General features: G+C 42.6%; 11 protein-coding genes. 9 read left to right on the forward strand and 2 right to left on the reverse strand.

Translation table 11 applies throughout. The features are described from left to right. Positions 1 to 107 precede the first annotated feature (107 nt). Entirely contained in the window at positions 108 to 1,928 is a 1,821-nt protein-coding gene (locus ACEN2L_RS14795; protein WP_441744788.1) for a M61 family metallopeptidase, read from the forward strand. Positions 1,929 to 2,036: 108 nt separating this feature from the next. Here the strand turns inward: ACEN2L_RS14795 and ACEN2L_RS14800 are convergent, their stop codons facing one another. Beyond that, a complete protein-coding gene (locus ACEN2L_RS14800; protein WP_441744790.1) occupies positions 2,037 to 5,504 on the reverse strand; it encodes a PAS domain S-box protein in 3,468 nt (1,155 codons plus the stop codon). Between the two features lie 582 nt (positions 5,505 to 6,086). On the opposite strand from ACEN2L_RS14800, the gene ACEN2L_RS14805 reads away from it, so the two are divergent. The 8 genes from ACEN2L_RS14805 to ACEN2L_RS14840 all read left to right on the forward strand — a co-directional run bounded on the left by ACEN2L_RS14805 (position 6,087) and on the right by ACEN2L_RS14840 (position 21,606). Next, positions 6,087 to 9,167: a TonB-dependent receptor gene (locus ACEN2L_RS14805; protein WP_441744792.1), complete on the forward strand. Its 3,081-nt coding sequence runs from the start codon at positions 6,087 to 6,089 to the stop codon at positions 9,165 to 9,167. A 157-nt stretch (positions 9,168 to 9,324) separates the two neighbouring features. Then, complete coding sequence (locus ACEN2L_RS14810; RefSeq protein WP_306023014.1) at positions 9,325 to 10,050, forward strand: SapC family protein; 726 nt, start codon at positions 9,325 to 9,327, stop codon at positions 10,048 to 10,050. A gap of 44 nt (positions 10,051 to 10,094) precedes the next feature. Then, positions 10,095 to 11,138: a cupin-like domain-containing protein gene (locus ACEN2L_RS14815; protein WP_441744794.1), complete on the forward strand. Its 1,044-nt coding sequence runs from the start codon at positions 10,095 to 10,097 to the stop codon at positions 11,136 to 11,138. 23 nt (positions 11,139 to 11,161) lie between these two features. Next, the gene (locus tag ACEN2L_RS14820) at positions 11,162 to 12,652 is read left to right on the forward strand and encodes a tryptophan halogenase family protein (protein WP_306023016.1); all 1,491 of its coding nucleotides are present in this window, start codon (positions 11,162 to 11,164) and stop codon (positions 12,650 to 12,652) included. Between the two features lie 3 nt (positions 12,653 to 12,655). After that, positions 12,656 to 13,360 (forward strand): DUF6445 family protein, encoded by a 705-nt coding sequence (locus ACEN2L_RS14825; protein ID WP_441744797.1) that lies wholly within the window; start codon positions 12,656 to 12,658, stop codon positions 13,358 to 13,360. Positions 13,361 to 13,690: 330 nt separating this feature from the next. After that, positions 13,691 to 16,702 carry a TonB-dependent receptor gene (locus ACEN2L_RS14830; RefSeq protein WP_441744799.1) on the forward strand — a complete coding sequence of 1,004 codons (3,012 nt, stop codon included), beginning with the start codon at positions 13,691 to 13,693 and terminating at the stop codon, positions 16,700 to 16,702. A gap of 571 nt (positions 16,703 to 17,273) precedes the next feature. Next, entirely contained in the window at positions 17,274 to 19,142 is a 1,869-nt protein-coding gene (locus ACEN2L_RS14835; protein WP_441744801.1) for a sodium:solute symporter family protein, read from the forward strand. Then, positions 19,135 to 21,606 (forward strand): GH36-type glycosyl hydrolase domain-containing protein, encoded by a 2,472-nt coding sequence (locus tag ACEN2L_RS14840; protein ID WP_441744802.1) that lies wholly within the window; start codon positions 19,135 to 19,137, stop codon positions 21,604 to 21,606. The genes ACEN2L_RS14835 and ACEN2L_RS14840 overlap by 8 nt, the downstream gene beginning before the upstream one ends. 29 nt (positions 21,607 to 21,635) lie before the next feature. Here ACEN2L_RS14840 and ACEN2L_RS14845 read toward each other — a convergent pair whose 3' ends face one another. After that, positions 21,636 to 22,655 carry a LacI family DNA-binding transcriptional regulator gene (locus ACEN2L_RS14845; protein WP_441744804.1) on the reverse strand — a complete coding sequence of 340 codons (1,020 nt, stop codon included), beginning with the start codon at positions 22,653 to 22,655 and terminating at the stop codon, positions 21,636 to 21,638. Positions 22,656 to 22,978: the final 323 nt, after the last annotated feature.

Genomic DNA, 22,978 nt, shown 5'->3' on the forward strand with positions numbered 1-22,978 from the left:
ATTAAAGTTTTGCACAACAACAACATAAGAATCAGAACGAGACTTGAATCCCGTCACAATAACCTTGATCATGTATGAATAAATTGACCTGTAAAGGAAACATTCTTTTGACTACTCCCCCATTTTCTATTCATTACGACCTCAGAGTGTCGTCCGTCGCAGGGCATTTAATAGATGTCGACCTGACCCTCCAACCCTCTAGCAAAAAAGGCCACAAATTAACTCTACCCGCGTGGATCCCGGGAAGTTACATGATCAGGGATTTTGCCAAGCACATAATCACACTTGTTGCCCACACTGCAAATGGCGAAAAAGTAGCGGTAAATAAAATTGATAAGCAAACTTGGCAACTCCCTCCAAGTGATGGGGCGATTATTGTAAGTTATCAAATTTACGCTTACGATTTATCTGTTAGAGGCGCCTACATCAATGACCAATACGCTTTTTTTAATGGTTCTAATGTATTTTTGCAAATCGAGGGGCACACTTCCCAAGCATGCTCAGTCACTCTTGAACATTGCGATTATCCTGAACTGGATAGCACCAACATCGCCACCACCTTGCGCCTGCTGACCTCGAATGAAATCGCTAAACGCAATAGTAACGGCCTTGAAAAATCAAGTTATTACGCTGACGACTATGCAGAGCTTATCGACCATCCAGTATTAATTGGTAAGTTTGACAGTCAGTTATATTCTGTTGATGGGGTTGATTTTTCATTGGTTTTTGCTGGCGGTCATCAAAGCGATATGGCACGAATTACCGCTGATTTGAGCCATATATGCCAACAACACCTCACCTTGTTTGGGAAACCTGCCCCGATTCAACAATATTTATTTATTACCCTGCTAACCGATGCGGCTTTTGGCGGTTTAGAGCACCGAGCATCAACAGCCTTGATGTTTGCACGTAACGATCTTGCTGACGAGACTGAACCTTCTGTACCCACTGAAGCGTATCGAAGTTTTTTAAGCCTATGTAGCCATGAGTTTTTTCATACATGGCATGTCAAACGGATCCGCCCTAGTGAACTAGTCGAAGGCGGACTTGCAACTGAGGTTTATTCCAAACAACTATGGATTTATGAGGGAATAACAAGTTACTACGATGATTTATTGTTGCAGCGTAGCAAGGTCATACCCGTAGAAGACTATCTACTTGTTGTGGGGCAAAACCTCACTCGATTACAACGTAACAAAGGACGACTTAAACAATCAGTGGCCGCGTCAAGCTTTGATGCATGGACTAAGTTTTATAAACAAGATGAAAGTGCCATTAACCATATTGTCAGCTATTACAATAAAGGGGCCGTGCTTGCCATGTGCCTTGACTTACTGATACGGCTAAAGTCAAAACATCAGTACTCTTTAGACAACGTCATGCACGTATTATGGGAACAATTTGGTCGCTGTGGAACTCCCACACCAGAACACGTCATCCATGATATTTTAGCCAAGCAACTCGGCTTAAATCTCAGTGAATTCTTAGCTAAGGCGGTTTATGGTACTGATGAACTTCCGGTTGAATCACTATTGGCTGAATTTGGCGTCGGATTGCATTACCGTACCCGAGTCGATAACAACGATAAAGGTGGAATGCCCAGTACAAAGGGCATCAAACATGACTTTGGTGCGGCGTATAAAATCAAAGAGCTTGGCGTTGAAATTACTCAAGTTGTAGAGCACTCGAGTGCATATGAGGCTGGCGTAATAGTGGGTGACACGATTATTGCTGTTGATTCGTGGCAGGTCAGCGGCAGCAACTTAAGCACCTTAATTGACCGCTTAGTGCCCCAAAAGCCCAGTACTTTGTCTTTGTTGCGTGATAAACGTTTTCTTCAATTTAACTTAATCACTCGCCCTGCGCCGCTAGATACCGTGTACTTAAGTATCGATGACTCAGAAAAATTAAAAACGTGGCTTAGCTGATGGCCTTTAGCTTTGCGGCAAGGCACTAAGCTCGTTTAAACAAATTGGTAAGTCACACACGCTTTATTAATTGTGTGACTTACTGACAGTAGCGCTAACGCCTACTGGTTACGTTTGATTGTTCATACTGTGTTCGTGCTCATGCAAAACCGCCAGTGCCGCATTGTAATTAAGTTGCTCAATGGCGCTGAACAAAGTGTTAAATTGGGCCGTAGTTAACTGTTTACGCAGCACAAATTTAAAACCCTGCAGCGTATCCTGCGACAAAATTTTTCCTATACTGAGCAACGCTTTTAAAGAACCTAAAGTAAATTCAGCTTGCTCGCTCTGAGTCAAGACTCGCCCTTTTTCACTAAATTCTTCATCAACAATGGTATGTTTCAAATTGTCTAACACTTGGTTAAGAAGCTGAATCAATGTCGTCAATTCGATGCTTTGTTGTACTTGCAGACTTTGCTCTAACTCTTTCGCCTCGTGCATTAATTCCAGCGCACCTGCACTGGCCGCTAAGCCCTTAATGGTATGCAACAGCAAACCAATTTGACGAAGATCTTGTTGCGCCTCTAAGTGCTCGAGCTTCAGCGGAGTTTGATGATGATCAAAATAGAAACTTTTTAAAAATTTAAGATACAAACGCTTGTTGCCCGCTAGTAAATGCAGGCTTTGTTGCGTGTCAAAACCTGCCGCCTGAAGCGCAGAAACGAGCCGCAACTCTTTTGCATCGTTCTCTGCCTCTCTCTTATCTTGCCTTGCATCAGCGACATTTTTGTCATTAATTTCAATGCGGTCTGCTGATTTTTTTAACCACTTATTTATCGTCATCTTAAGACTATTTACATCTATCGGTTTGGCGATGTGATCGTTCATACCAGACTCGGCAACTCGGGTAATATCTGCTTTCATCACGGCAGCCGACATCGCCAATATGGGCGTTAATTTATCCTGTAGTCGAATAGCTTGTGTGGCAGCAAAGCCGTCCATTACAGGCATCTGTAAATCCATCAAAATTAAATCAAATTGTTGTTGCTGAGTCATTTCAAGCGCTTGTTTACCATTGTTAGCAACAAAAACCTGCGCGCCAAAACCAGTGAGTATATCAACCGCCACCAACTGATTGGTGACATTGTCCTCAACTAATAAAATATCCCTGTCTTTTAAGTTAAGTTCACTGGTTGTTTTATTAAAATCAGCGTCCATGGGCTTATGACTAGAATCAACTGCTAATGTGCTATCGGCTATAGGTAGGGTAATTGAGAAGGTGAATACTGTGCCTCGGCCCAATTCACTGTGCACGACTATTTCTCCTCCCATCGCCTTCGCAAGCCCTTTGCTGATAGCCAACCCGAGCCCTGTTCCCCCATAGTTTCGACTTATCGAAGAATCAGCTTGGGTGAAAGACGCAAACAGATTTGTCAGCTGTTCAGACGACATACCAATCCCTGTATCTGACACTTCAAATATAAGATTGTAAGTTTCTTGTTGCTGGTCAACACTCGCAGTAGCCTCTTGCCAGATAGCAATGTGAACTTTCCCTTTTTCGGTAAATTTAACGGCATTACCAACTATGTTGTTTAAAATTTGGGTAATACGCAGTTGATCACCGATAAAATAACGAGATTGTGTAGGAGACATATCAACAGAGAGTTCAATATGCTTTTCTTCTGCTAATAACGAAAATAAGCCAGCGACGTTATCCACCACCTCCGTTAAATCAAACACGTCATCCACTATGATCAACTTGCCTGCTTCCATTTTTGAATAGTCAAGAATGTCATTCAGAATGTTGAGAAGGGATTTAGAGGAGGTCACTACTTTTGAGAGATATTGATGCTGTTTTTCTCCTAGTGGCATCTCCATAACCAAATATGTCAAACCCAAAATAGCATTCATTGGGGTTCTAATTTCATGACTCATATTTGCCAAAAACTCACTTTTAATGGTGTTGGCTTTTTCAGCGGTCTCTTTAAGTGCAATAAGATTTTGTTGCATCAACTTCATCGGGCTAATATCTAAAAAACTGCCCATTACAAGACTAACCTCGCCTGAAGTAGTTCGCTCAAATACCGTGTTCTGCGCTAAACACCAGACCCAATGCCCTTGTTTGTGTTTAAAACGATACTCTAAGGTCAAACTATCATTACCGTCGATATTATTGGGAATACGCCACATAAATTCGATAAATTGTTCATGATCAGAAGGATGAATAAGTGTCATAAATTCTTCAGCTGACATCTCATTGATTTCATCTAAGGTAAAGCCAGTCAATCGGGTATAACTTTCATTGATAAAGGTCGTGCTGTGACTATGATGGTCAAAAACGTAAACCCCGGTTAATGATGAATCAAAAGCTCGGCGTATAAAATTCTCCTTTTCAATCACATCCCTTTCGGCTTTTTTCTGTTGGGTGACATCTTGAAACAACACAATGAGGGTATTGGGACCGCTTTTGAAAGTGTGATTTAGAAAGGTACCTGTTACTTGATCATCAGCATAGTTAATTACATCATTGACTTGGGCTTCTCCCGTTTCGAGTATGGTTCGGTAACGTGCTTCGATGTCTGAATTGGCTACATCAGGAAACGCTTCAGTTAAAGTTTTTCCAATAAAAATACTGTTATCCATCCCCAAGATTTTGTCAGCAGCAGGATTATAGCCTTTAAGGATAAATTCATCGTTTTCCAGCTCAAACATGTGTAAACCAATGGGTAAGCTATCGATAATATCCCGCGTAATCTTTTCACTTTTTTCCAGCGCTGCCTGCGCTGCTAAACGCTCAGAAATATCGGTAATACTGGCATACACTACTGGTCCTCGATCCTGTACTCGATGGCGCAATACGATTTCGATCGGAATTTTTTTCCCTAGTTTAGTTACCCCATAAACCCGCCGGCCAGAAGCCATGTTTTTATTAATTTCAGGGTTTTGAAAAAAGCTCTTAATCAGGTTTGGGTGAATTGGCGCCATTTCTGACGCAACCAACACACTCACGTTTTGCCCTTCTAACTCCTGTTTTTCATACTCAAAGATTTGGCAAACCGCACTGTTTGCCACCAAAATAAGACCGTTATTATCTACTACCAAAATACCAATGTGGGCATTTTCAGTCGATTCGCGCAGTAACACATCTTGTTGTTTTTGATTTTCGAGTTGCAAACGAGCGAGCTTTTCGTTCCCAACTTGTTCAAGGGCTTCAACCAATTCATTCGGTGAGGGGATCTTCAGGAATTTTGGTATCGACTTATAGACAGCATACGCAGTAAAACAGGAAATAATTGCAGTGAGGGCTTTTGCCAATCCGTGAATGCCGTAAGTGCCGTGCCATATCACCACGATACTAATTAAATGGGTAATTCCACAACACAAAATAAATAAGGAAAAAAGTATGAAAATTCCTTTAAATTCAAGACCTGGACGCTTTTTAACAAAATAATAAATAGCGATAGGAATTGAAAAATACGCTAGGGCAATAAATACATCAGAAATGACGTTCAGCCAGAGAATTTCAGGAGACCACCAATAGCAGTGGCCATGAGGCATATAGTCAGTTCTAAATAGGGCTTCAAACGAATCTTCCACTCATTCACCTCGTATCATTGTAAAATCAAATTCAACCATAGTTGTATTCACGGCTAAAGCCTAATAAATACCTTTACCCTTCGCCCTACTATGTATTACAAACCAATACCTTACCAGCAACTTATATCTGAACATTAGGTAAATTAAATAAACTCCTGCCCTATATTCAATTTTTACGAGTGGCAATAAACCTAGTTCATTAAACAAGGTAAAAAGCACTTATTTTTCCTGTGTGCTAAACCATGAAAACGTTTTTAGTTATGTTTTTTAATTTTAGTTAACAGATTTTTTCTAATGCTCTGTTATTCCAACAAATTTCAGCTAACGTCAGCACATCAATTTACTTAATTTCACTGTTTTACTAGTGACACAGCAGAATAATATGATGAGTCAGAAAACAGCCTCTCAAACAAAAAACGTTAACACTTTGTTAATTTTAAGCACAAACTTCTATTGACACTTCCGTAACATAACCTTATTTTATGAAAACGTTTACAGAAACATATTCATTGGACTGACGAACTATTTTGTAAGCGATTCTATTTTGATTCAATAAACAGGAACACAAAAGGCCACTACACTATGAACTCAAATAATAAATTTAATAAAACGCTACTTGCCAAAAGCATCAGTTTAATGCTCGGTGCGTCAGTGATGACGCCTCTTTTGGCACAAGAAGCGCCCATCTCTGATGATACAGAGGTAATTCAAGTACGTGGATTACGCTCAAGTATGCAAGAATCAATGAGCGTTAAGCGTGAATCAGCTGGGGTAGTTGATGCTATTTCAGCAGAAGATATCGGTAAATTCCCTGATACTAACCTTGCAGAATCTTTACAACGTATAACGGGTGTTTCAATCAGCCGTGAAAATGGCGAAGGCTCACAAGTTACGGTGCGCGGTTTTGGTGCTGACAAAAACATGATTACCCTCAATGGTCGTACAATGCCAGCGGCCAGTGCTTTTGCTGGCAACCAAGGGACGTCAAGGGCCTTTGATTTTGCCAACTTAGCCTCTGAAAGTATTCGCGCAGTTGAAGTATACAAAACCAGTAAGGCTAACATTGCCACAGGTGGTATAGGTGCAACGATCAACGTCATTACCGCCAAACCCCTCTCTCAAGGTGAAGGCTTTAAAGCAAGTATTGGGGCAAAAGCAGTCAGTGACACTACTAACCGCACTGGCTCAGACATTACCCCTGAAATATCTGGTATCATCAGTTATGCCAATGACGATGCGACGTGGGGCGTTGGCCTGACGGTTAGCCATCAAGAACGTGATAGTGGCTCTACCGCGTTTTTAGAAAACGACTGGCGTGTGAGTGAATGGATTCCTATTGGACAGCCTGGCGCTATTGCATTGACGGATACCGCTACGGTAACCAACGCGCCTGCTGCAGGTCAGTTATTTGCGATGCCAAATAATGCTTCATACAACATTATTGATACTCAACGAGTGCGTGACAACGCTCAACTGACGCTGCAATTTGCGCCTAGCGAAGACTTTACTGCTACTGTTGACTACACCTACGCCAAAAACAATATTGCAAACACTGTCAATTCTAAAAACATGTGGTTCAACAGGACCTCTGACAAGGTTGTTTTTGACACTGACCAGTCGGTTGCTACGGCTATTCTAATTTCTGAAGATGTCAGTGGTATCAAAACTGATGCCAACGGTGAACCAGTACTCGACGCCAATGGCAACCCAGTGCGCATCGGTACGAAAGATAACAACAGCGATGCTCAAATCAACGAGCAAACCAACACCCTAAAATCTTTGGGTATTAATCTTGAGTATCATGTTAACGATAGCTTCAAATTAGTATTGGATGCCCACGACTCGTCTATGGAGAGTAATCCTGACGCGGCTTTCGGTGGTAGTAGCTTACAAATGGCGACCGCAACCCCAATTGGTTTCTATCAAACACTCGATTTCAGCACCAAATTGCCTGGCATTGATTTGATTATCAATGACTCTGAAAAAGGAAACAATAACGGTGTTGCTGATGTTGGCGATGTGGGTAGCCAAGTTATGCGCAGCTATTACTCCTCGCAAGCAAATGATATTACCCAGATCAAACTAGACGGCAGTATTGAGTTTGATGAAGGTCGTTTTGACTTTGGTGTCGAAACTCGCTCCTCTGAGATGAACCAGCACTGGTCAGAAAACTACATGGCCTTAGGTGATTGGGGCGTCAGTAATCCGCGTGATGTACCAGACGGATTGCTCGAAGAATTTAATATCATGGCCGAGTTCGAAGATTATGACACTTCTGGCTCTGATCAATTCGGCTGGCGTGCAAAAACAGCGGGCGATATCTATGCTTTAGCTGATTGGGCTGCACAAGAATACGGTCACGATTACAGCTACAACCCTAATTTCAGTGAGAACCACAAAGTTGAAGAAGACACCAGTGCCATTTATGTACAGATCGCGCTGCAATCTGAACTCGGTGGCATGCCTGTGAACTTTTTAGCCGGTGTTCGCTATGAAACCACTGATTCTAAATCCACTTCGTTTGTTTTGGTTCCAACCGCAATTAACTGGTTGGATAACAACGACTTTAACACCACTCGTTCTAACGAAGCGACAGCTTTAGCGGCGAAAAACAGTTATGATCATCTTCTTCCTAGTTTAGATTTTGATATTACGCTAACTGACGAATTAAAAGCCCGTGCGTCATTTAGCCAAACTATTGCTCGCGCTAACTACGACCAACTTAGAACAGCGGTAACAGGCCTTGGTACGAATGGACCCACGTTAACCGGTGGTTCTCCCACAGGTAATGCCTCTAACCCGCTGTTGGTACCTTTGCACTCTAGTAACTTCGACCTCTCGGCTGAGTATTACTTTGATGATACTAGCTACGTATCTATAGGTTTTTACGATAAGCGAGTTAAAAACTTTATTGGCACAGAGCAAGTAGACGAAAATCACTTTGATTTACGCGATGTCACTAATGGTCCTCGTGCCTTAGCAGCCAGAGACGCTTTAGTTGAAGGCGGTTACGCTGTTGACGAAACATCTCTTTTTGTTATGACGGTTATTATTGATAACCCAGATGCTTTCCCGGGTGGCGCAGCTGACTATGTACCTGGCATTTCTTTTGGTGAGCAAATCGCAGCTGATTACGATGTCATTCCTAACTCTACTGATCCACAGACCTTGTTCTTAACCAGCAAACCGGTGAACAATAAAGACGCAAATATTTATGGTTTTGAAATTGCAGGCCAACATTTCTTTGGTGATACAGGGTTTGGTTTAGCGGCTAACTACACCACCGTAAATGGGGATATTGGTTTTGACGTGACTGGTAGCCCAAGTGTGTCACAGTTTGCGTTAACCGGTTTAAGTGATACCGCCAACGTCGTATTGATGTATGAAAAAGATGGTATCCAAGCACGTTTAGCTTATAACTGGCGTGATGAGTACCTCGCTGAAACATCACGTGGTAGTTCAAGAAACCCACGTTTTGTTGAGGCCTATTCACAAATTGACTTCAACGTAAGCTACGAAGTAAGCGAGCAGTTAACGGTATCATTCGAAGGTTTGAACTTAACGGGTGAAGACAGCCGCAGCCATGCACGTTCAGAGCGTCAAATCTGGGATTTGTATGATTTAGGCGCGCGTTATCAAGTTGGTGCCCGTTACACCTTTTAAAAATTAGTGTTTAACTCTAATTTAACAATGTGTTAAAAATAGTAGAAGCCGCTGACGTCAGCGGCTTTTTTATCCGTTTTAATTTAAGCTTCTCTGTGCTTGAAGTGCTAAAAATGCATAACAGCGAGCAAAAAATAGTTAAGGAATGATAACAACCATGGCGCAACATGTACTACTTGATAACGTGAGCCATCACGACTTAAAAGTCAGCCCATTATTTAAAGCAGAATTTGGCGATAATGTGAACACTGCGCTGACGTTCTCGACAGAATTAGAAGCCATGCAACGAGTTTATCCCTTATTTTTTAGAAAAGATCCGGCCACTCATCGCTTTCAATTGGTTGCCATGCTCGGGTTTAATAAAGATGAAAATTTATTTTTGAACTCAGCAAATCATACTTGGCAGGCTGAAGTTATCCCGGCGGTAATGGCCAAGGGGCCCTTTTTGATTGGCTTTCAAGATCAATCTAATCGAGGTGGTTCAGATCAAGCACCAGTGGTACACGTTGATATGCAAAGCCCCAAAATTGACAAAGAAGCGGGGATCCCGGTATTTCTTGAGCACGGTGGTAACAGCCCTTACCTAGAGCACATTAATTCCTTACTGCTGACGATTTACCATGGCATGACAGAGACTGAGAATATGCTTACGGCCTTTACTGAAATGGATTTGATTGAGCCTGTTGAGCTAGACATAACCCTCAATAACGGTGAACAGCATAAACTGCATGGTAATTATACGATTAGCACAGAAAAATTGGCTGCATTGAGTGGCGAGCAATTGCAGGCTTTAAACCAAAGTTCCTATCTCAAGGCCGCTTTTTTTATTGCGAGCTCACTTAACAATGTTAAAAAATTGATAGCCATCAAAAATAATAAATGAATTTAACCTTAAGATTTGCACGCTATTATTTGTAATCGAGACCAATGAACACTATCACACGAATGACCCCAGTTATTGATGCCCACGATCTCAACCAGATAAAGGCTGAACTTACCTGTCGAACTGAACCTGTTATTTTAAAAGGGTTAGTCACACACTGGCCTTTAGTGAAAAAAGGCCTTGAGTCTGATGAGACCGTAATAGCGTATTTGAAATCCCATTACAATGGCAAACCTACGGGGGTTTATGTGGGCGAGCCAGAGATTAACGGCCGCTTTGCCTATGATGAATCGGTAACTCAGTTAAATTTTTCTAATAAGAAATCTCAACTCGATGAGATGTTAGACGCCATTTTAATGAATAAAACACAAGATAAGCCCACTTCATTATACGTGGCTTCTAAGCGCATTGATTGGCATTTTCCTAGCTTAAAAGCAGAAAACACCCTCGACTTTCATGAAGACGCCTTTTTATCTTTAAGTGCAAAAGACGCTGATTTAATCGCTAGTATCTGGATTGGTAATAAAACCTTAGTTTCCTGCCATTTTGATGCACAAAGTAACATTGCGTGTTGCGTGGCCGGAAAACGCCGCTTCACCTTATTTCCACCAGAGCAAATTAATAACTTGTACCCTGGCCCACTTGAGCCCACACCCGGTGGCCAAGTGATCAGCATGGTGGATTTTAACCGGCCCGATTTTGACAAATACCCGCGGTTTGCCGAGGCCATCGAAATGGGCCAAATTGCCGAGCTTGAACCTGGCGACGCCCTATTTCTACCAAGTATGTGGTGGCATCAAGTCGAAGCACTCAGCACCTTTAACGTGCTCGTTAATTATTGGTGGAATACCAGCCCCATTTACCGCGGACAAGCCAACGATGCACTTACCCATGCACTACTGAGTATTAGAGATTGCCCTGCCCATGAAAAAAAGGCTTGGAAAGCAATTTTTGATTATTACATTTTTGCCGATGCCAATCATGCAGCCAGTCATTTGCCCGAAGCTGCCCAAGGCGTGTTGGGTAAGATTGAGCCATTAACAGCCCGGCGTTTAAGAGCACAACTGCTTAACCAGTTAAATCGATAAGCAAAATATTTCAGGAGTTAAGCTTGAATCAAGCACAAAAAAAACGAGTGATTATTGCAGGAGGCGGCACCGCAGGTTGGATTGCCGCTGCTGCTATGGCAAAACAGCTTGCCGGCACTGTAGACATTACCTTGATTGAGTCTGATCAAATTAGCACGATAGGCGTGGGCGAAGCCACGATCCCGCCAATGCGCACATTCCATAAGTTATTAGGTATTAACGAACAAGACTTTATGCGCGCAACCTCCTCGACATTCAAATTAGGGATCTCATTTGAAAACTGGGGGAATATCGACCAGAAATATATCCATTCATTTGGGGTAACCGGCAAAAGCAGTTATTTAGCTGAATTCGTGCATTTTTGGCTGCATGGTAAACAACAGGGTCACGATGCAGAGTACGGTGATTATTGTATTGAATTGCAAGCAGCTAAAATGGGCCGTTTTGCGACCTCCGACAAATCAAAAATTAATTTTGCCTACCATCTTGAGGCCAGTCGTTATGCCTCGTTTTTAAGAGAATTTAGCGAAGCACGCCAAGTTAAACGAGTTGAAGGTAAAATTGTCCAAGTCAATCAAGCGACTAACGGCAGTGGATTTATCACCGGCTTGCAATTAGATAGTGGCGCCTTGATCGAAGGAGATCTATTTATTGACTGCAGCGGTTTTAGAGGCCTGTTAATTGAACAAACCCTCAACACGGGTTATGAAGATTGGTCACACTGGTTACCGTGCGACAGTGCGTTGGCCGTCCAAACAGCTTCTGTTAGTCCCGCGCCGCCCTATACCAGAGCCATCGCCCATGACAGTGGATGGCAATGGCGTATACCACTGCAACATCGTGTGGGTAATGGCATTGTTTATTGTAGCAAGTATCTATCTGATGATGCTGCACGCCTGCGCCTACTTGACAATATTGAAGGACAAACCTTAACAGAGCCTTTGCAAATAAAATTTAGAACCGGAAAGCGCCGCAAACATTGGAACAAAAACTGTATTGCTTTAGGGCTTGCCAGTGGATTTGTCGAGCCTCTTGAGTCTACTTCAATTCATTTAGTTATGATGGGCATCATACGCTTGATGAAATTATTTCCATATGAAGGCATCAACCCTGTCCTAGTGGAAGAATACAATCGAGAAACCAGTGAAGAGTTAGAGAAAATTCGCGACTTTATTATTTTGCATTACAAAGTCACTCAGCGAGAAGACAGTGCATTTTGGCGTTATTGCAAAAACATGGAAGTACCTGACTCACTTAAACATCGTATCGAGCTGTTTAAGCGTAATGCTTACACCTACCAAGAACCCAACGAATTATTCAGAGTCGACTCTTGGACTCAAGTGATGTTAGGCCAAGGACTTATTCCTGACTCTTATCACCATATTGTAAAAACCATGTCTGATAATGAGCTCAATCAATTTTTGAACTCTATGCGTACCGGCATGAAAAGCGTTGCTGAATCATTGCCTATGCATCAGGACTTTATTGAACGCTATTGCAAAGCGAGCAACTAAGTGATGCAACAACTTACACCGAGCGACAATATGATCATCACCAAACATACTATTGGTGATGAGGCCTTACCATTATTGGTAGTAGACAATTTTATAGCTGAGCCTGAGGTCTTGATTCAGGAGGCGGGTTTTCGGGACTTTAGCCAAAACTCGCCCTATTATCCAGGCCACAGAGCCGAAGCTCCCCTCGCCTATCAACAGTGCTTACTTGCTTGTTTGACACCCACATTGGTGGATTTTTTTCAACTACCCAGTGAGATACTTAGTTTGTCGGTTTGTCATTATTCGGTTGTTACCACTGCACCCACTCAACTTAAGTTGTTACAACGTATTCCTCACTTTGATTCTCTGAATAAACACGGTCTTGCCGCCGTACATTATTTATTTCATGGCGAGCAAGGCGGTACATCTTTTTATCGTCATCGTAAAACAGGCTTTGAAAGCATCGATGAGAGCAGAAAAACAGCCTATTTTAGCTCCTTAGAAAATGAGAACGATGGCCCCAACATGCCAAAAATGAAAGACGGTTATATTAATGGTGACACCCCTCTTTTTACGTGCATTGAGCAACAACGTGGAATCTATAATCGAATAGTTGTATATCGTCGAAACACCTTACACTCTGGTGCTATTCCTAGCGATTTTAAGCCGCCGCTTAATTTACTCGATGGCAGATTAACGATCAGTAGCTTTATCGATTGTATTTGATTCATCTTCCGTGGAAGCTTTTCTGCAAGCTGAGCCCGAGTTAGCATTCTTTTTAAATTCCCTCTCCCCCACTTGCTTTTCAATAGCATCCCGTAAAACGTCTTTCTGACTCACTTAAAAAATAAACTTAGAAAATGTGAAATTAATGTTGTGGAAATGTAACTGTCATTCGTCTTGAGGTAGACGCAAATAAATCGTGAGCTTTTATATGGGCCGTTTTTTTCGCTGACGAAGTGGGAAAGGTAAAAATAGCTTCATCCCCCATCAGCTCTAAGATGCCATTTGCTTCGTTTTATCAACTGTAAAACAAAATAACAGGGACACATTTATATGAAAAAACCAAACCGTTTTAGCAAATCATTGCTTACGCAAAGCATCGCATTATTACTTGGCACAGGGACTGTTATGCCTGCCTTGGCACAAGAAGTAAGCACAGAAGATACCGAAGTAATCCAAGTCCGTGGTATGCGTTCAAGTATGCAAGAATCAATGTTTACCAAACGCGAGTCTTCGGGTGTGGTCGATGCCATTTCCGCCGAGGACATTGGTAAATTTCCTGACACAAACCTTGCAGAATCTCTACAACGTATTACTGGTGTGTCTATCAGCCGCAGCAATGGTGAAGGATCACAAGTTACTGTCAGAGGTTTCGGCGCAGACAAAAACATGATCACCCTAAATGGCCGAATGATGCCAGCGGCGAGTGCTTTCGGTGATGGCGATGGTGGTTTTCAAGGAACAGGCCGTGCATTCGATTTTGCCAATTTAGCCTCAGAAAGTGTTCGCGCTGTTGAAGTGTATAAAACCAGTAAAGCCAATATTGCCACTGGCGGCATTGGCGCCACCATCAATATTTTAACGGCAAAACCCCTAGACAAAGAAGGCTTTCAAGCCAGTGTAGGTGGCAAAGGGATTGTTGATACTACTAACCGCACGGGCAACGATGTCACGCCCGAGGTATCCGGTATATTCAGCTTCACCAATGATGAATCCACTTGGGGTGTGGGCTTGACAGTAAGTCACCAACAACGTGATAGCGGTTCAACGGGTTTACTCATGAACGACTGGCGCGTGAGCCCTTGGATCCCATTAGGAGAGGAAGGTGCTATCGCCATGAGTGATACGGGTACAGTGACAAATGCACCAGCTGAAGGTCAATTGTTTGGCATGCCCAATAACGTCTCTTATAACACTTGGGACACCCAGCGTACTCGCGACAATGCTCAGTTGACCCTGCAATGGGCACCTAGCGACAACATGACAGCCACGGTAGATTACACCTATGCTAAAAACGATATAACCCAAGAAAAACACTCTAAAAATTCATGGTTTACCCGCACCACTGACAATGTCACCTTCGACACAAACCAAGCGGTAGCGACCGCGGTGGTAATATCAGAGGCAGTAGGGGGCACGAAAGATCACAACAGCGATGCGACCCTTTACAAACAGTCAAATGAGCTAAAGTCGTTGGGTATTAATCTCGAATATCAAGCAACAGATAACCTGTCTTTTAGCTTAGATGCACATGACTCTTCAATGGAAAGTTTACCTGATGGCGGCAAATGGGGGGGGACCTTAACCGTTGCGACAGCAACGCCGATTGGTTTGTACAACACCTACAATTTTGAGGGCGACTTACCCATTTTAACCCAAGTAAACAATGACAGTATCAAGGGTAATGGCAATGGTGTAGATGATGTGGGTGACATTGGGAGTCAAATAATGCGCTCTTTTTGGAACTCACAAACCACTGATATCAAACAATTTAAATTAGACGGTAGTCTAGAGTTTGATGATGGGCGCTTTGATTTTGGTGTCGAAACCAGAACCATGGAAACCAATCAAAAGTATTCAGAAAACTATATGCCCTTAGGCGATTGGGGCGTGTCTAACCCGATGGATGTACCTGAAGGTTTATTGCAGCCCTACAACATCATGGCAGAATTTGATGACTATGATACATCGGGTTCAAACCAATTTGGCTGGACCTCGAATGTGGTTGAGCTTGCTGATTGGGCCGCGCAGGAATACGGTCATGATTATAGCTATAACCCTAACTTTAGTGAAAACCATCGGGTAAAAGAAGATACTACCGCCCTTTATTTGCAAGTGTCTTTAAAAGGTGAACTTGGTGATATGCCAACTCACTTTTTAGCAGGTGTTCGCTATGAAACAACCGATGTTGACTCTACCTCGTTCTCATTACAAGTCAGTCAAATAGAGTGGTTAGACAACAACGATTATTTCTATCGCTTGTCTGATAATATTACAGCCATCAAAGGCGGTACTTCTTACGATCATTTGTTACCGAGTTTAGATTTTGATATTTCAATCACTGATGAATTAAAAGCCAGAGCTTCTTTTAGTCAAACCATTGCAAGAGCTAACTATGATCAGCTCAGAACAGCCGTAACCGGTATCAGCACTAATGGGCCTGCCTCGACCGGTGGCTCTGCAGTCGCTACGGCTTCTAATCCTGCTCTCGTGCCTTTGCAATCAAGTAACTTTGATTTATCAGTTGAATACTATTTTGCTGATACCAGCTATGTATCACTGGGCTTTTACGAAAAACGGGTTAAAAACTTTATTGGTACCGAGCAAGTTGAAGAGCCTCATTTTGGTTTAAGAGATGTAACCGCAGGCCCTCGAGCCCAAGCAGCAGCGGCTGCACTTGAAGCAGCAGGTTATGCAGTAGATGAAACCTCCTTGTTTGTCATGACCGTGATCATCGATAACCCGCAAGATTTTCCAGGTGGAATTGCTGACTATGAGCCAGGCATTACCTTCGGTGAGCAAATAGCTGCTGATTACGACGTCGTTCCCAATGCAGATGATCCAGAAATGGTATTTTTAACCAGTAAGCCAGTAAACAACAAAGAAGCACAAATTTACGGTTTTGAGTTAGCCGCTCAACACTTCTTTGCCGACACAGGTTTTGGCATCGCAGCCAACTACACTACCGTCAACGGTGATATCGGTTTTGACGATACAGGCAGCCCAGCAGTATCACAATTTGCTTTAACGGGCTTAAGTGACACTGCTAACATCGTACTGATGTATGAAAATGACAATATTCAAACTCGCCTTGCTTACAACTGGCGTGATGAATATTTGGCAGAAACCTCTCGTGGAGGCTCAAGAAACCCCCGTTACGTTGAGGCTTACGCTCAGCTAGATTTTACAATTAGTTATCAAGTTAATGAGCAGCTTTCGGTGTCATTTGAAGGTCTGAACTTAAGCGAAGAAAACAGTCGAAGTCATGGCCGTTCAGAACGTCAAGTATGGGATTTATATGATTTAGGCGCCCGTTATCAATTAGGTGCACGTTACACCTTCTAACTATCCTCGTTACTTTTAGCTTAAAGGTCGCAGTGTTACTGCGACCTTTTTTCTTTAGGTTGTGCTTCACCTTTCTACGACAAAAACCGATGTTCCACTATCGCTTCACAGCCCACTTATTCAGGCCTCACTAAAATGAAAACGTTTCCTATTTATTGGTTTGTATTCTTATTAGGGAGTAAATCCTCTCTCTTTGATAATAAAGAACATCAACAACTCGCCCTATTATTGTAAAAAGATTAAGAAAAGATTTAAACCAAATAAATCAGAAACTTAAAGAGACAAAAGAGAGTTAATTGGATGCTCAACGAAAATAGCGCTCGATTAACAACATTGATACTTTACTAAAACTTCTCATTCACTACTGATAATTTACAAAATAATTACAATTAAAATTGAAAACGTTTTCAAAATACTTTATTTTACTGCAGAAAATTTGTCAGTGTTGTTATGAAGTCATTACCGACTATGATAGTGCGCGCGAGCAACTGGAGTAAGCATTGCTTGCGCAATTGGCCAGCATTCACACCTTGAGTAATGACGACGTATCTAACAATCTTGGAAAGAGCAAATGAAGATAGCCTTAGTTGACCTTATTATTATTGTGGCTTATTTAGCGGCAATTATAGGCATTGGTTTTTATTTAAAAAAACGTGCAGCCCAAAGTATGGACGACTATTTTGTCGGCGGTAAAAAGCTGCCGTGGTACTTGTTGGGTTTGTCTAATGCCTCAGGCATGTTCGATATCTCAGGCACAATGTGGTTGGTGACCTTGTGTTTTGTGTACGGCATGAAGAGTATATGGATCCCTTGGTTATGGCCGGTTTTTAACCAAGTATTTCTGGCCGTCTATCTTTCGATGTGGTTACGTCGGTCTAACGTGCTGACTGGCGCGGAATGGATGCGAACGCGCTTTGGTGATGGCCGCAGTGGCAAATTATCTCACATGGTGGTGATCGCCTTTGCGGTAATTGGTGCACTTGGCTTTCTAGCCTATGGTTTCGTCGGTATTGGTAAATTCATTGAAATTTTTATTCCGTGGGAAAACGTCTCACCCTACCTCCCCTTTACGATTTCAGCGGCCTATGTACCCCATTTCTATGGCATCGTTTTTACGTCTATCGCCACGCTATACGTCATTTTAGGTGGCATGATGAGCATAGTATGGGCCGACGTTTTGCAGTTTTCCATCATGACCTTCTCTGCCTTATTTATTGGTGTGGTTGCCATGATACAAGTGTCACCAGAAACCCTTCAAGCAGCCGTACCCGCAGGCTGGATGGATCCCTTCTTCGCTTGGAACTTAAATTTAGATTGGCAAGGCATCTTCGCTGAAGTTAATGACAAAATTCTGTCTGACGGTTTCTCGCTCTTTAGTATTTTTGTGATGATGACCTTATTTAACGGTATTTTTAAAAGTGCCGCAGGTCCAATGCCTAACTACGATATGCAAAAGATTCTCGCCACTAAGTCTCCACGAGAAGGCGCACTCATGAGCGGTTTTGTCTCCATCATTTTAATGCCTATTCGATATTTTATGATTGCTGGTTTTACCGTACTGGCAGTTGTTTATTACGACAAACTAGATTTAATGTCAGGTGGGCAATTAGACTTCGAAAACATTTTACCGAGTGCGATTTTAGAATTTGCCCCTGTAGGTATTATGGGCTTAGTTTTAGCCGGCCTAATCGCCGCTTTTATGTCTACTTTTGCATCAACTGTTAACGCGGTACCTGCTTATTTAGTCAACGATGTTTACAAGCGTTACATTAACCCTAAAGCCAATACCAAAACGTTGATCCATACCAGTTACCTTGTGTCGATTCTAGTAGTGGTACTCAGCACCGTGATTGGTCTGTATATCGAAAGCATCAATAGTATATTGCAACTTTTAGTGTCTGGTCTTTGGGCTGGTTATGCTATTGCGAATGTTCTGAAGTGGCATTGGTGGCGGTTAAATGGTTATGGCTATTTTACTAGCATGCTGGCCGGTTTAGTGTGCTTTATTGTGATTGCTTTTATTCCCGACTCTGCCTTTAGTGTCCCACGAGAAATGGTTGCGCTATATGCCTTCCCACTGATCCTGCTGATAACTGGCGCCGTCTGTATTGGGGTCAGTTTACTGACCCCGCCAGAGGATGAAGCCTTATTAAAACGCTTTTATAAAAACGTAAACCCTTGGGGATTTTGGGGGCCCATTCGTCTAGCAGTTAAGTTAGACGATCCTAACTTTGCCGCAAACGGGGATTTTAAGCGAGACATGTTCAATATCGTCATAGGGGTAGTCGCACAAACGTGTTTGGTTGCCTTACCTATTTTTGCGGTGATTAAAGAAGGCTGGTCAAGCCTATGGACACTCAGCATATTCATCATTTGTGCTTGGATATTAAAACGCAATTGGTACGACAAGCTTCCACAAGAGACTACAAATAATGCTTAATCAAGATAAAAGTAACGAACAACACTTTGGCTACTTCGATGATCAACATCTCGAATATGTGATAACCAGTCCATTTACCCCCACACCTTGGATCAACTACCTTGGCAATGATGGTTTTTATGGCTTGATATCAAATACTGCCGGTGGTTACTGCTTTTATCGAGACCCTAAGTTTCGTCGCCTAACCCGTTATCGTTATAACAGTGTGCCGATAGACAACGGTGGACGTTATTTTTATATTAATTGTGATGGACAGCAATGGTCGGTCTCTGGCCGCCCTATGCATACAGAGCTTGATGAATATCGCTGTCATCACGGCATGGGATACAGCCGTTTTTACGCACGTAAAAATGACATTGCTACTGAGTTGACCACTTTTATCCCCCTTAATACCAAAGCTGAAGTCCACAGTTTGACCCTTACGAATCAAAGTGATAGCGGCAAAAATATCGACTTGTTTTCTTTTATCGAATGGTGTTTATGGAATGCCGAAGACGACGGAACTAATTTTCAACGTAATCTGTCAACCGGTGAAGTGGAAGTGGAAGGCAGTACGATTTATCACAAAACTGAATACCGTGAACGCAGAGATCATTATGCCTTTTATTCGGTCAATCAGCCGATTGCAGGCTATGAGACTGATCGAGAAACGTTTTTAGGGCCCTATCGCGGCTTTGAACGCCCAATAGCGGTCGAAAAGGCCAAGATGCAAAACTCCCTCGCAAGAGGTTGGTCACCCATTGCCTCACACCATATAAAGTGTGAACTTGCGGCAGGGGAAAGTAAAACGCTGATTTTTGTTTTAGGCTATTGTGAGGTCGAGTCGGCGCATAAATGGCAAGCGCCAAATGTCATTAATAAAGCACCCGCTTTGTTACTACAAAGTCAATTTGATAGTGCTGAAAAAGTCGCCAGTGAATTAAAAAAACTGGCCGATTATTGGCACACACTACTCAATAAAATGACGGTCAATTCACCAGATGAACGCTTTAATCGCTCGTTAAATATTTGGAACCAGTACCAAAACATGGTGACTTTTAACTTGTCACGCAGCGCGTCTTTTTATGAGTCTGGCATTGGTCGAGGCATGGGCTTTAGGGATTCAAATCAAGACACTATAGGCTTTGCACACATGGTGCCTGAAAAGGTCAAAGAACGTATTTTAGATTTATCTGCCACGCAAAAAACAGATGGCTCTGCCTACCACCAGTACCAACCCTTAACCAAAAAAGGTAATGCCAATATCGGCGGTAACTTTAACGATGATCCTATGTGGATGGTGCTATCTACGGCTAATTATATTAAGGAAACTGGCGACTTTAGTATTCTGGATGAATTAGTAATTTATGACGGCCAAGCCCTTGCCACCCATAACCATTTTGACCATCTAGAACGCGCTTTTAATCATGTGATCAACAATCTGGGCCCGCATGGATTACCACTTATCGGTCGTGCAGATTGGAATGACTGCCTTAATCTCAATTGTTTTTCCGAGGATCCTAATGAGTCTTTCCAAACCACTCAGCGCGGCGCGTCAGATGTGGCAGAATCTGTGATGATTGCTGGCCAATTTGTGCTGTATGGCCAAGAGTTTGTTAATTTGTGTCAGCGCATCGGTAAAGACGAACTGGCAGCCAAGTGCTTAGGCCATGTTGAGAAAATGCGTCTTAGCGTTGAGCAATATGGTTGGGATGGTCAATGGTATCTGCGTGCCTATGATGCGCTGGGCAATAAAATTGGCAGTCACGAATGCACTGAGGGCAAAATATTTATTGAGTCACAAGGCTTTTGTGCCATGGCAGGTATCGGCCTAGCGCAAGGTAAACCGCTTCAGGCTATGCAAGCAGTCGAACAACATCTGGTTACCGATTATGGCATCATGCTAAACCAACCCGCGTTTAGTCGTTACAGCAAATATTTGGGTGAAATCAGCTCTTATCCGCCCGGTTATAAAGAAAACGCCGGTATTTTTTGCCATAACAATCCTTGGATCACGATTGCTGAGGCCATGTTAGGTCGAGGTGAAAAGGCTTATGAATATTTCAGCAAAATAACTCCCGCTTATTTGCAAGACGTGCAAAACCTGCACAAGACTGAGCCTTATGTATACAGCCAAATGATTGCAGGTAAAGATTCAGCACACCCTGGTGAGGCAAAAAACTCGTGGTTAACCGGAACTGCAGCGTGGAACTACTACGCCGCCACACAATATATTCTGGGCATCAGGCCCGATTACGATGGATTATTGATTGACCCGTGCATATTACCTACATGGAAAACCGTATCGATAAGCCGTGAGTTTCGCGGTGCACACTATCAAATTGAGCTGCGTAATCCGCTAGGGCTGAGTAAAGGCCATATAAAGCTGACGATTGATGATCATGCTATCGAGGGCAATGTAGTTGATTTTAATCGGTATCCCAACCGTCATCACATTATCGCTGAACTCACATCACTTGCTTGATAACGCCGGCACAATCACGCCTGACTCTATTAAGGACGAGGTGCGGGCCCTGTACTGGCTCTCACCTTAAGTTCAAAAGGCAAAAACTGTTTACCCGGCTTGACTTTATTACCGCGCAATTGCTCTAACAATAAATTGATACACGTCGTGCCTATTTCCTTTAATGGTTGGTGCACCGTGGTCAGCGCCGGCGTGACAAACTCAGCATAATGAATGTCGTCAAAGCCCATCACTGAGATATCTTCTGGGATCATAAAGCCTTGTTTTTTTAATAACTTCATTACCCCAATTGCCATCTCATCATTGAAGCAAAAGATCGCGGTAGGACGTTGACGTAGTAACAATAATTGCTCCGCACTACTCACCCCAGATACAACCGTATAATCACCCCGAATTTGCAAGTTACTATCCACCTCAATTCCAGCGTTTTGTAATGCAAGGATATAACCTTCTAAACGTTCATTTGAACTTGGTACATCCATAGGGCCAGTTATTGCCGCAATCCGTTGATGACCTTGCGAGATTAGGTAATTAACCGCTGCACTAGCCGCCGCAACGTTATCGACTGCAACTTGCACAATTTCATCGTTATTCATGCTTTCGTTAGCGTTGACCATAGGCGGAATCTGCTCAAGCAAAGGCAAATTTGGATCAATCTTAAATGGCATGCGAGAACCAAAAAGCAAAATTCCGTCGGCTTGTCCAGAGCTCACGAGGTCAGCGTAGTGGCGTTCACGCTCGATCAAACCTTGGGTATCACCGAGCAAAATAGAATAACCAGCACTTTGTGCGCCCTGCTCGATAGCCCGTATAATCCCAGCATTCACAGGATTAGTAATATCAGGAATAATTGCCACAATATTGCCGCTTTTACGGGTTCGCAAGCTGGCACCAATGCGATTAGGTCGATAGCCCATTTCATCTACTATCTTTTTAACCTTATTCAAGGTTTTTTTTGATACGAGCTCTGGCGAGCTAAGTACCCTAGAAACGGTTGCGGGAGAGACTTTTGCAAGGGCTGCAATATCTTTAATACCTACAGTTGCCACAAATAATTCGCTTAATTTTACTAACGTAGCTAAAGCTTAACATGTAAATCGTTTTCAGCTAGCTAAACACCTAAATATTATCAATTTTTTTCAATACACTACGCTTCTTTTTGTGTATTTATTTACTTGCAGTACTTCACGCTAAAACAGCGTCAATTGAGCCACATTGCTTAAAAACATAATTCATAAGTAAAATTTACAAAAAAACGATTTCTTAAATTTTGATAACAGAAAATGGGGTGTAGATGTCCCGTCCTAAAATAAGTTGACGGTTTTAAGCCAGCATTTTTTGCTGGCTTTTCATTATATGCACTTTGTTAGGT

It is taken from the genome of Flavobacterium sp. W21_SRS_FM6, assembly GCF_052119645.1.
Taxonomy (GTDB): domain Bacteria; phylum Pseudomonadota; class Gammaproteobacteria; order Enterobacterales; family Alteromonadaceae; genus Paraglaciecola.